This is a genomic window from Methylobacterium sp. (genome assembly GCF_028290105.1).
Taxonomy (GTDB): domain Bacteria; phylum Pseudomonadota; class Alphaproteobacteria; order Rhizobiales; family Beijerinckiaceae; genus Methylobacterium.
This window is the reverse complement of the sequence record NZ_JAQGKL010000210.1, coordinates 1-10,475: the sequence shown is the minus strand read 5'-3', so window position 1 is coordinate 10,475 and position 10,475 is coordinate 1. Positions and strand designations below refer to the sequence as shown.

The 10,475-nt window shown below is 69.7% G+C and carries 13 protein-coding genes; 4 read left to right on the top strand and 9 right to left on the bottom strand.

Annotated features, from left to right (window positions below):
• Together JWQ05_RS15155 and JWQ05_RS15150 are read left to right on the top strand one after the other, a co-directional pair.
• The coding region (locus tag JWQ05_RS15155) for a helix-turn-helix domain-containing protein (RefSeq protein ID WP_299659870.1) at positions 1-182 on the top strand (182 nt) is incomplete at its 5' end.
• A 209-nt stretch (positions 183-391) separates the two neighbouring features.
• The gene (locus tag JWQ05_RS15150) at positions 392-964 is read left to right on the top strand and encodes a YgjV family protein (protein WP_299659867.1); all 573 of its coding nucleotides are present in this window, start codon (positions 392-394) and stop codon (positions 962-964) included.
• Positions 965-976: 12 nt separating this feature from the next.
• Here the strand turns inward: JWQ05_RS15150 and JWQ05_RS15145 are convergent, their stop codons facing one another.
• The 9 genes from JWQ05_RS15145 to arsH form a co-directional block, all read right to left on the bottom strand.
• Positions 977-1,672, bottom strand: coding sequence for an HAD-IA family hydrolase (locus JWQ05_RS15145; protein WP_299659865.1), 696 nt, complete (start codon positions 1,670-1,672; stop codon positions 977-979).
• A 49-nt stretch (positions 1,673-1,721) separates the two neighbouring features.
• Positions 1,722-3,176 (bottom strand): sugar porter family MFS transporter, encoded by a 1,455-nt coding sequence (locus JWQ05_RS15140; protein ID WP_299659863.1) that lies wholly within the window; start codon positions 3,174-3,176, stop codon positions 1,722-1,724.
• Positions 3,166-4,401, bottom strand: a complete 1,236-nt coding sequence (locus JWQ05_RS15135; protein ID WP_299659861.1) for a hypothetical protein — start codon at positions 4,399-4,401, stop codon at positions 3,166-3,168. The genes JWQ05_RS15140 and JWQ05_RS15135 overlap by 11 nt, the downstream gene beginning before the upstream one ends.
• A gap of 89 nt (positions 4,402-4,490) precedes the next feature.
• Positions 4,491-4,643 carry a hypothetical protein gene (locus JWQ05_RS15130; protein WP_299659859.1) on the bottom strand — a complete coding sequence of 51 codons (153 nt, stop codon included), beginning with the start codon at positions 4,641-4,643 and terminating at the stop codon, positions 4,491-4,493.
• 362 nt (positions 4,644-5,005) lie between these two features.
• Entirely contained in the window at positions 5,006-5,929 is a 924-nt protein-coding gene (locus tag JWQ05_RS15125; RefSeq protein WP_299659857.1) for a YiiG family protein, read from the bottom strand.
• A gap of 209 nt (positions 5,930-6,138) precedes the next feature.
• Positions 6,139-6,873 (bottom strand): 5-formyltetrahydrofolate cyclo-ligase, encoded by a 735-nt coding sequence (locus tag JWQ05_RS15120; protein ID WP_299659855.1) that lies wholly within the window; start codon positions 6,871-6,873, stop codon positions 6,139-6,141.
• Positions 6,874-6,965: 92 nt separating this feature from the next.
• Entirely contained in the window at positions 6,966-7,160 is a 195-nt protein-coding gene (locus JWQ05_RS15115; protein ID WP_299659853.1) for a hypothetical protein, read from the bottom strand.
• A 127-nt stretch (positions 7,161-7,287) separates the two neighbouring features.
• A complete protein-coding gene (locus JWQ05_RS15110; protein WP_299659851.1) occupies positions 7,288-8,418 on the bottom strand; it encodes an HPP family protein in 1,131 nt (376 codons plus the stop codon).
• A 339-nt stretch (positions 8,419-8,757) separates the two neighbouring features.
• Complete coding sequence (gene arsH, locus JWQ05_RS15105) at positions 8,758-9,540, bottom strand: arsenical resistance protein ArsH (protein ID WP_299659849.1); 783 nt, start codon at positions 9,538-9,540, stop codon at positions 8,758-8,760.
• 47 nt (positions 9,541-9,587) lie between these two features.
• Here arsH and JWQ05_RS15100 point away from each other — a divergent pair, with 47 nt between their 5' ends.
• Together JWQ05_RS15100 and arsC are read left to right on the top strand one after the other, a co-directional pair.
• A complete protein-coding gene (locus JWQ05_RS15100) occupies positions 9,588-9,986 on the top strand; it encodes a metalloregulator ArsR/SmtB family transcription factor (protein ID WP_299659847.1) in 399 nt (132 codons plus the stop codon).
• An 8-nt stretch (positions 9,987-9,994) separates the two neighbouring features.
• Positions 9,995-10,444: an arsenate reductase (glutaredoxin) gene (gene arsC / locus JWQ05_RS15095; RefSeq protein WP_299659846.1), complete on the top strand. Its 450-nt coding sequence runs from the start codon at positions 9,995-9,997 to the stop codon at positions 10,442-10,444.
• Positions 10,445-10,475 lie beyond the last annotated feature (31 nt).

The window sequence follows — 10,475 nt, the reverse complement described above, 5'->3', positions numbered from 1 at the left end:
TCCTCAACCATCTCTACGGCGGCATGGACGAGCCCGAGCTCAAGATCATCGACGTGTTCATCTGCAAGCTGCGCAAGAAGCTCGCCAACGCCTCCTCCGGAAAGAACTACATCGAGACCGTCTGGGGTCGCGGTTACGTGCTCCACGACGGCGTCGCCGAGATGCGCGCGATGGCGGGCTGAGAGCCCGGGACGTCCGGCAAAGACGGAGGGCCTACCGCCTCAGGATGCGGCAGGCCGTCCACGATCCCAAAACGGTCCGACGGGGGTTCATTCCGTGCCATCGGAGCGCCCCTGTCGCGCCGCAACGAGCCTCGAAATCTCCCTACTCTGAGCACGGCGCGGGGCGATGACGCGCCAGCGCCATCCCTGGCGCTGGCGAGACGCTCTTCATGACGATCCCGGAATCCTGGCTCGTGCTCCTGCACGGGGCCTTGGGAAGCCTCGACCTGTTCGGCCTGCTCGGCCTCGCCTGCGGGCTGGCGACCGGCCTGATGCCCAACCGCCGCCTGATCCTCATGAGTTCGGCGGTCTGCAGCGTCTGCTTTGCCATCCACTTCCTGCGGCTCGGCTCCACCACCGGCATGGCGATGAACCTCATCGGCGTGGCGCAGTGCCTGCTCGCGGCGCGCTACGTCACCGCGCGGGGCTGCCCGCCCTGGCTCGGCGCCGCCTTCGCCCTGACCTTCCTGCTCGCGGCGGGGCTGACCCTCTCGACCTGGAACGGCTGGCCCTCGGCCTTCGCCGGCATCGGGACCCTGATCTCCACCACCGCCCGCCTGCAGGCCTCGCCGCAGGTTATGCGCGGGCTCCTGATGGGGTCGACCCTGTGCTGGGCGAGCCACAACCTGATCGTCGGCTCGGTCTGCGGCCTGACCTGCGACTGCCTCGGCCTGATCGGCTTCTCGCTGGCGCTGCTGCGGGAATACGCCGCCTCCCGCCGCGCCACCCCGGCGCTCGCCTGACACGCTGGGAGATCAGGCGGCGATCCGCTCCGCAAAGGCTTCGGGCAGAACCTCGAGGAGGGCGTCCATCCGACCGATCACGCGCTCGGCGCCCGCCGCGACGAGGCGTTCGGCGAGGTCGGGGGCGCAGTGGCCGCCGCCCGTGAACCCGAAGGTGCGAAGGCCCGCCGCCCGGGCGGCGGTGACGCCCGGCACGCTGTCCTCGATCACCACGCAGTCGCGGATGTCCGCCCGCATCCAGCCCACCGCGTAGAGGAACACGTCCGGGGCCGGCTTGCCCCGCGCGACGGCGGCGGCGCTGACGACGTTCCCGGAGAAATGCCGCAGCAGGCCCGTGGTCTCGAGCCCGAGCCGGAGCTTGGCCGGCGTGCTGCTGGAGGCGACGCAGACCGGCGCCCGCACGCGGCCCAGCACCTCCGCCACCCCCGGAACCGGCCGCAGGTCGGTCGCGTAGGCCTGCGTGATCCGCGAGCGCACGCAGGACAGGAAGCGCTCGGGCAGGGGCCGCCCGCCGCGATCCCGCTCGATCTCGGCGATCATCTCGGGTTCGGGACGCCCGGCGAACCGGGCGATCACGTCCGGGACCGAGATCGGATAGCCGTGCGCCGTGAGTTCCTCGGCGACGAGCCCGCAGACCAGGATCTCGCTGTCGATCAGCACCCCGTCGCAATCGAAGATCAGGGTCGGGGTGGCGGAAGGGGAGGTCATGGCTGGGGGCACCGGCGTGGCTCCTTCGAGGACGCGTGAGGGGTCGGATTCAGGATTTCGCGGTTCCGGAGCTCGTGTTTCCGGGGCGGAACGAACCGTCGCGCAGGGAGGCCTCGATCTCCTCGAGGCTGCGGCCGGCGGTCTCCGGCACGAAGCGCAGCACGAACAGGAAGGCGAGCACGTTGAGGCCGCCGTAGAGCAGCATCACGCCCCCCGTGCCGAGGGCCTGGACGAGGCTGAGGGCGGAGGCCGTCACCACCAGGTTCGAGCCCCAGACCATGGTGGCCTGGGCGCTGGTGCCCGCCGCCCGCACCGAGAGGGGGTACATCTCCGAGCCGCTGAGCCAGCCGACCACCTGGATGCCGCCGGCGTTGAAGAACATGAAGGCCAGGAGGCAGGCCAGGACCGGCCAGGCGCGCTCTCCCCCCGCGAAACCGAAGCTCAGCAGGATTCCGAGCAGGAACAGGCTGAGCGCGGCGCCGGGCAGCATCCAGAGGGAGAGGTTGCGGCGCCCGACCCGGTCGACGATGGCGAGGCCGATCGCCGTCATCACGGCGTAGACGAGGCCGAGCCACAGGGTCGAGCGCAGGGCGGTGGCGTGGTCGACGCCGACCCCCGTCAGCAGGGTCGGGGCGTAGTAGATCATCATCTCGATGCCGGTGAGCTGCGTGAAGGCGGCGATGCCGAGGGCAGCGACCACGGCCGGGCGCAGCCAGGCCTGGCCGAGGCCGCGCCAGCCCCGCAGGAGCGCGGAACGCTCGCCCTCGACCACCCGCTCGATCTCGCCGATCTCGTGGCCGAGATCCGTCCCCTCCGGCCGGACCCGGGCGAGTTGCGCCCGCGCGCCCGCGACGTCGCCGCGCCCCACGAGCCAGCGCGGACTCTCGGGCAGGAGGAAGGTGCAGGCGCACAGGGTGGCGGCGGGCAGGGCCGCCGCGCCGATCATCCAGCGCCAGGACAGGACCTCGCGGAACTCGGAGGCGATGAGGTTGGCCGCCAGGATGCCGAGCCCGATCGCCACGTTGAACATGGTCACGCAGCGTCCCCGCCGGTCCGCGGGCGCCAGTTCGGCCACGTAGACGGGCACCGCCTGCGAGGAGGCGCCGACGGCGAGCCCCAGCACGATCCGGGCGGCGATGAGGAGGGCGGCACTCGGCGCGAGGCTGGAGGCCAGCGCCCCGACGACGTAGACGACGGCCAGGATCGTCACCGTCCGTCGCCGGCCGATCCGCTCCGTGAGGAAGCCGCCCGCCACGGAGCCCCCGATGGCGCCGACCAGGATCGAGGCCGCCGTGATCTCCTGCATGCCGTGGTCGAGGCCGAACTCGTCGCGGATCGACAGCAGGGCGCCGGAGATGATTCCGGTGTCGTAGCCGTAGAGGAAGCCCGCCATGGCCCCGACGCCGACCACGAAGATCAGGAAGGGGCTGAACCCCGTCCGCTCCGATCGGTCCGCACCGTGAGCCCCGGCGGGCACGGGGCCGGCGACCGCGTCAGCGCGCATGGTGGTCCGCCGCGCCCCCGGCATCGATGAAGGTGCCGGATTCGACGAGGCGCAGCAGGCTGAGGAGCCCGCGCCCGGTGGCGGGGGGGACGACGCCCTTCTCGGCTTCGTAGGCGCCGATCGGCCCGTTGATCCGGTCGGCGAAGCGGCGGCTGAAGGCCTCGATCGGGGCGGTGTCGCCGTGCTTGGGCGCCTGGAACCGGGCCAGGATCCGGGTGATCGGATCCTCCGTCGAGAAGAAGCGCCGCAGGATCGCGGTGGCGGCCCCGGCCAGGTATTCGTCGACGTCGACCTCGGCGACGAAGGCGGCATAGTCCGGGTCGCCCCGGAGCAGCAGGGCCACGCCCTCGCGCATCTCGTCCATCACCGCGATGGCGTGGCGGCGATGCTCGGGCGAGGCGCCGATGAACTCGTTGAGCTTCATGCCCCGGTCGCCCCGGCTCACCTGGAAGGCTTCCAGGGCGATCAGCCAGTGGCAGCCGTTGAGGAGCCAGCCCTTGATCTGCTTCTCGACGTCGAGGTGGCGGCTGAAGCTGATCCCGCTCGTGCCGCAGAGCGTTTGCAGGATCTCGGTGCCCGGCGTGAGTTCGAGCTTCAGGGAGGCATAGGGCTCGGTGTGGACGCGCACCATCGGGTGGGGCCCGTCGGTGTCCTCCTCCAGTTCGACGCACATCCGGTCGACGAGGGCCGCCACCGGCGCCACCTGCCGCAGGGTGGAGGGCATCACGGCCGCCGCGAAGGCCGGCCCGTGCAGGACCTCCTCGGCCGAGACCGTGTTCTCGCAGGCCACCAGGAAGATCGGGCCGATCGGCTCGCCGGCCTCCTTCATCTGCGAGAGGGTGTTGAGGGCCTCCACCACGGGCCCGTAATTCTCGACCTTCAGCACGGAGGCCGTGACCATGACGCCCCGGCGTTTCGCCACCGAGCCGAGCGCGATCTCCCGCACGATCGGGCGCACATCGTCGGATTCATAGGTGTGGAAGCCCGCATACGGGATGGTCTCGTCGCGCTCGCCCGAGGCGTCGACCATGCGCAGGCGGTAGGTCCGGTCCGGTTGGCCGGCCAGCAGCGCGTTGCGGCGCGCGGCGCCGAGCGCGGTGCCGCCCGTGGCGTTCGCCCCCGACACCGCCCGGTTGAGCAGGACCGTCTGCGTCGCGTCCGACCGGAAGGCCGGCACGACGAGGCCGAGGCCGAGCCGGCCGGTGCCGAAATGGAGATGCAGCATGAGGAAAGGGCCCGTGATGGACGAAGGCCGTCGGTCCCGCCGCGCAGATCGGCCGCGCGGCGGGTCGGAATCGGCAGGGTCGGGATGGCTCAGGACGCCGCGCGCAGCCGCACGGTGTCGCGCGCGCCGACGCGGTGGGTCTCGGCGACGCGGCGGGCTGCCGGGATATTCTTCAAGACGACACGGAGGAGGTTGTCAGTATCGTTCCGGTCATTCTGCGCAACAGGATTGTAGATCGTCATCGAACACTCGTGATGAATAGGATATCCTGAGCAACCCGACGGAACCGGCGATTGATCCGGTGCGAAATCAAACCGAAGGCGCGACGGTCGGGATTTCGACGAAGCTTGTCAGCGCGTTCGGTGACGCTGAAAGCCATCTGGAAGGCAACAATGTCCCGGCAAATGCCTTTGGAAAGGGCTTTTCGCCCGATGATTGACTTAGGTTAATCTCAGCTCGAAATTCGAATTCAACGTCACAAAGCAAATCCATCGCGCCGCCGACACTTGCTAACCAGTGACAACGCTTCCGATGCGGGTCCCGCCATCGCGGTTGCGTCCGGGCTCGAGCACCGGGCGATGACCCCCACGCCGACGCCGAGACGTCAGCGGGGGAAGCGGGTCGCCATCTGCGAGGTCGAGATCATCGTGTTGTAGTCGTTCACGATCCAGATCAGGTCGCGTCCGGCAGGGCCCCGTGCGTCGCCCTTCGACGTGCCGAGCTTCTCGCGAAATTCCCGCAGCTTGCCGAGGAACGCCCGGGGCCGGCCCTCGAAGGCCGAGAACAGACCGGGATTGGCGGCGCTGTAATCGTCCAGCGCCTTGACGCCCATCGCGAAACCGCCGAGGGCGCCGTCGAAGGCAGCGAGATCGACGACCGGCTTCTTCTCACTGGGGAGACGGTCGACGACCTGCCGGGCGCGGATCATCACGTTGCTGACCTGCCAGCGCACCTTGCGGCCCTCCCGCGCCTCGATGAACGCCAGTTCGGCCGCGTCGGCCTTGTCCTTCTCGATCCTCAGCAGCGCGTCGACCTTGGCACGTTCGTCCAGGAAAGCTTTCGCGGCGGGAACGAGCGCCGCGTGCAGCATCTTGCCCTCCGCCATCCTGTCGACCTTGTAGTCCTGCCGCTCGTAATAGCCGTTGGCCTTGGTGATCAGGGGTGCCAGCGCTTCGTAGGCGCCGATGTAGGCCGGAATTTCGGCGTCGAGCGCAGGCAAAGCCGGGGGCATCGCCGTGGCGGCCCGGGCCTTCTCGATCTCCCCGCGAACGTCATAGAGCGCGTAGAGCCCGTAGACGATGCTTTCGCGCCCTGTCGGGCCGGTCTTCATGTTCGCCCAGCTCTCGTAGCGCGCCAGCGATTCGGACGCCCTGAGCGTTTGATTCGCCAAGGCGACGTAGGCGTTGAGCTTGCTCGTGATCGCTTGCGAGGCGGCGAGCTCGGGGTCGGGGACCGGCGATCTCTGCGCCCAGGCGGACCCGCTGCCCGCCATCGCGGCCACCAGGACGATCGTGGTGAGGCGACGCATGCGGATACCCTGGTTCGATCGCCCCGTGACGGCGGCCGAGCCTCAACGACACGGGCGCCCTGCCTGCGTCAACTGCGAGGATCCCTGGCTGACAGTACGGCGTCGCCCGTTGTCACCGGCCGCCGCGCCGGATCGGCTCGGTGAGACCGGAAAGCCTTCCTACGATCGGGTCTGGACGCGATCGAACGTGGACATGTCCGACCCGGGCATCATGGATGTTCCGGGCCGTCCGTCTCGGTGATCACGACGTCCATCGGCACGTCATGCGCCTGCGGGCGAATGCTCGCGAGCCGCGAGAGCGCGAAACCGACGCCGATGCAGAGCGGCTTGATCGGCAGGGCGGCCACGGTTCGATCGTAGAAACCTCCGCCATAGCCAAGCCGATAGTGTCCGGAGTCGAAGCCGACCAGCGGCGCGAGGAGGATGTCGGGACTGACCGGATCGCCCACGGCCGGAATGGGGATGTCCCAGACGCCTCGCGTCATGGCGACGCCCGGCCACCACGCCCGAAATTGCAGGGGCTCCGCCTTGGCCACGACGACCGGGAGCGCCAGCCGGACGCCCCGATCTCGCAGGCCGGCCAGGATTGCGCGCGCATCGTACTCGCCGCGGAACGGCCAGTAGAAGCCGATGAGGGGTTTTGCGTGCGACGACAGCAGCCTGTTCAGTCGTTCGGTGATCCCGGCGCTCCAGGCCGCCCGATCTCCGGAGGAAATGAGGCATCGCTGCTCGATGAGGCGGGCCCGGGTCTCCTTGCGCCACAGCCTGACGGCCGGCCAATCGGGATCGGCCGCAAGAGGGGGCCGATGATCCGGCCCCGGGTCATGCGTGAGGCAGGGTGGCGGAGTGTCCGCGCGCGCCTCGGTCGATTCGGGCCCGACCGGCGGCCGGTTCGACTCGGATCCCGTGAAAGGGTGACCCACTTCGCTCCTCCCGCCAGCCAACCCTGCGCGTCCGCAGGGATCCGGTTCGGTGAAGCCGATCCTATCCGCACGAATCCGATTGGTGAAAGGAAGGAAACGCCGAACACCGCAGGTTATCGGCTTGGCGGCAATTCGCTCCGCGCCGGGCCGCGACCCAGGAGCCGATGGACCTGCCAGGTGAGCATCATGCTCGACACCATCAGCATCGCGTAGAGGAGGTTGAGCAGAAGTGGCGCGTCTTGCATCGGCCCGAACCCGTGGGTGTAGCGGTGCGAGGGGAGGTCGATCCCCTGCAACAACCGAGCCACGAGCCGGACGGCGGATGAATCTGCGTCTTCGCGCCCTGTAGGGACGCCGCGGGATCGGCCGATCCCCCGAGGCCACGGGGCTTCGGCGTCGGCGCGCCGGTGATCCGGAGCACGCGGCGCCCGGTGCCTAGGCGCCGGTGAGTTCGAAGTCCTTCGCCGAGACCAGACGCGTCAGGACCGCGAGCAGGTCGGTCTGCGTGATGATCCCGAGGATGCTCCGATCCTCGGCCGTGACCACGACGGCATGGGTGTGGCCGTTGGTCAGGGGCTCGACCAAGGTGACCGCCGGCTCGTCCGGTGCGGCCGTCCGGGCTTTGGACATCACCTGTTCGATCCGTCCATCGCCGTGCAATGCCAGCTCGCGCAGGCCCAACGTACCGGCGAGCAGGCCCCGTTCGTCCACCACCGGCAGCGTCCGGATGTTGTGCCCGAGCAGCAATTCGCGCGCGCGCGCGAGGGGCTCGTGCAGCCCGATCGTGACCACGTCGCGCGACATGACCGAACCGCAATCCAAGGCCCCGTGCGCCCGCGCGAGGGCTTGGCTTTCGACCTCGCGCAGCAAGCGATCGAGGTCCGTCCGGTCGATATCGAGGGTTTCGTTCAGGCTCAGGAGCGCCGCGTCGACGTCCCTGGCGTGGAAGCCGACACGGACCGGCGCGGGCAGGTCCGCCGTCCCATGGACATTGGCGGGCATCGCCGGCGGAACGTGAGGGTAGTTCCGGCGCGAGATCCGATGGAAGGCGATCCCGAGGCCGACGAGGATGATGGAGTTCAGGCAAACGGGCACGAACGGAAACAGGAAGCCGGACGACGCGATCGCGGGGCCGCCGATCAGCGCCGTCAGGGCGGCCGCCCCACCCGGCGGATGCAGGCAGCGCGTGAACGACATCACCGCGATGGCGAGCGAGACGCCAACCCCGATGGCGAGCACCGGGTTGGAGATGAAGTGGGCCGCCGTCACGCCCATCAGTGCCGAGAGCGTATTGCCCCCGATGATCGACCAGGGCTGCGCGAGCGGGCTGGCGGGGACCGCGAAGAGCAGCACCGCCGATGCCCCCATCGGGGCGACGATCAGGGGAATGTGCGGGCCTTCCCCCACGATCCAACCACTGACGAGCCCGGTCAACGCGATGCCGATCAGCGCGCCAAGGCAGGCGATCAACCGCTCGCGAAGCGTCGCGCCCGCGAGGATCGGCCGAAACAGACGGATACCGAACAGGCGTCCGGCCTGACGATCAGGACCAGCGGCGTCGGACATTCTGTTGCCCCTTCGCTTCCTCGGAACGCCCGTTTTCCAGGCGAACGCTGAAATTCATACCGATCAAACTGGTATATCAAATACCAGTTTACCGATTGAGGGGAAAATTGCAATCGCCGTGGGCACGATGCCGTTTCTCGAGGCAGGGCGAACCGGGCTTGTGAGGAGAGGACCATGCGAGGCTCGCGACTCCCGCGTTGCTCACCGTCGTGGCGGCCTTCGGCGGCTTGAGCGTCATCGACCCGATGGCGGCGCGGCCGGATGCGCCGGCAGCGGATAAGGTCCTGCGTCGGTCGAACTGACGGCGTTCCTGGCGGCGGTCGACTTGGCGTTCAGCACCTACCGCGCCACGAAACCGATATCCGCCGCCACGGCCTTGAGGCGGTCCGGGTCGCTCGCCTTGCGCTCGCTGTAGCGGTCGACCAGCAGGTCGGCCCGCTCGCGGGTCAGGAGGGTGAACCGGAACAATTCCTCGCAGACGTCGACGACCCGGTCGTAGAGGGGGCCCGGCTTCATCCGGCCGGCCGCGTCGAACTCCTGGTAGGCCATCGGCACCGAGGACTGGTTGGGGATGGTGATCATCCGCATCCAGCGGCCGAGGATGCGCAGGGCGTTGACGGCGTTGAAGCTCTGCGAGCCCCCCGAGACCTGCATGACCGCGAGCGTGCGCCCCTGCGTCGGGCGCACCGAGCCCTCGCTCAAGGGCAGCCAGTCGATCTGGCTCTTCATCACGCCGGTCAGGGTGCCGTGCCGCTCCGGCGAGACCCAGACCTGCCCCTCCGACCAGAGCGAGAGCGCGCGCAGTTCCCGCACCTTCGGGTGGTCCGCCGGGGCGTCGTCGGGCAGCGGCAGGCCGTGCGCGTCGTAGAGGCGGACCTCGCCGCCCATCGCCTCCAGCAGCCGGGCCGCCTCCTCGGCGAGGAACCGGCTGAACGAGCGCGCCCGCAGGGACCCGTACAGGACGAGGAAGCGCGGGGCGTGCGCGAAGGCCCGGGGCGGCGCCAGCGCCGCGACGGTCGGCACCGCGAAATGGGCCGCGCTGAGGCTCGGCAGGCCGTCGGTGAAGGGGGCTCGGTCGCTGACGGGGGCTTCGTTGGTGAAGGGGTCTCGGGGCTTGTCCAAGGCGTGGGCTTCCGCTACGTTTCAATGATGACTGAACTATTGAACCAATGACGGACGCGCCGCAAGGCATCGATGGAGTGCTGGCCATCGACGAGGCCCGGGCGGTCGCGGCCTTCGCGGCGCTCGGCCAGGAAAACCGCCTGCGCATCGTCCGGGTCCTCGTCACCGCCGGCCCTGACGGGATGGCGGCCGGCCGCCTCGCCGGCGCGGTGGGGGTGTCGGGCACCAACCTGTCCTTCCACCTCAAGGAACTGAGCCATGCGGGCCTGGTCCGGTCCCGGCGCGCGGGCCGCTCGATCCTCTACAGCGCCGCCTATCCCGCCCTGTCCGGCCTGATCCAGTTCCTGATGCGCGATTGCTGCCAGGGCCGGCCGGAGGTCTGCGCCCCCGCCGTCGCGGCGCTGGCCGCCTGCTGTCCTCCGACCCGAGACCCGTCCCATGCTTGAGCCGTCCCATGCCTGAGCCGTCCGCCCAACCGTTCGACGTCGTGATCTACCACAACCCCGATTGCGGCACCTCGCGCAACACCCTCGCGATGATCCGCAACGCGGGGCTCGAACCCCATGTCGTTGCATATCTGACGAGCCCCCCTTCGCGCCGGATGTTGCACCACCTCGCGCAACGCGCCGGCCTCCCGATCCGGGCCCTCCTGCGCGAAAAAGGCACGCCCTACGCGGAGCTTGGCCTCGCCGATCCGGCCCTGGGCGACGACGCCCTCCTCGACGCGATCGCGGCCCACCCGATCCTCCTCAACCGCCCCCTGGTGGTGTCTCCGAAGGGGGTGCGCCTGTGCCGGCCCTCCGAGGCAGTGCTCGATCTGCTGCCGCCCCAGCGGGGCGCCTTCGCCAAGGAGGACGGCGCCCCCGTGCTGGACGCGCAGGGCCAGCGCCTCACCGGCGCCTGAGCCGCCGCGATGCTGGCGCTCGCCCTCTTCC

Excerpts from the sequence above, each read along its gene's own strand:
- JWQ05_RS15150 (WP_299659867.1), top strand. The coding sequence starts at position 392 with ATGACGATCCCGGAATCCTGGCTCGTGCTCCTGCACGGGGCCTTGGGA.
- JWQ05_RS15110 (WP_299659851.1), bottom strand. The coding sequence starts at position 8,418 with ATGTCCGACGCCGCTGGTCCTGATCGTCAGGCCGGACGCCTGTTCGGT.
- JWQ05_RS15130 (WP_299659859.1), bottom strand. The coding sequence starts at position 4,643 with ATGACGATCTACAATCCTGTTGCGCAGAATGACCGGAACGATACTGAC.
- arsC (WP_299659846.1), top strand. The coding sequence starts at position 9,995 with ATGCCTGAGCCGTCCGCCCAACCGTTCGACGTCGTGATCTACCACAAC.
- JWQ05_RS15125 (WP_299659857.1), bottom strand. The coding sequence starts at position 5,929 with ATGCGTCGCCTCACCACGATCGTCCTGGTGGCCGCGATGGCGGGCAGC.
- JWQ05_RS15135 (WP_299659861.1), bottom strand. The coding sequence starts at position 4,401 with ATGCTGCATCTCCATTTCGGCACCGGCCGGCTCGGCCTCGGCCTCGTC.
- JWQ05_RS15100 (WP_299659847.1), top strand. The coding sequence starts at position 9,588 with ATGACGGACGCGCCGCAAGGCATCGATGGAGTGCTGGCCATCGACGAG.
- JWQ05_RS15145 (WP_299659865.1), bottom strand. The coding sequence starts at position 1,672 with ATGACCTCCCCTTCCGCCACCCCGACCCTGATCTTCGATTGCGACGGG.
- JWQ05_RS15140 (WP_299659863.1), bottom strand. The coding sequence starts at position 3,176 with ATGCGCGCTGACGCGGTCGCCGGCCCCGTGCCCGCCGGGGCTCACGGT.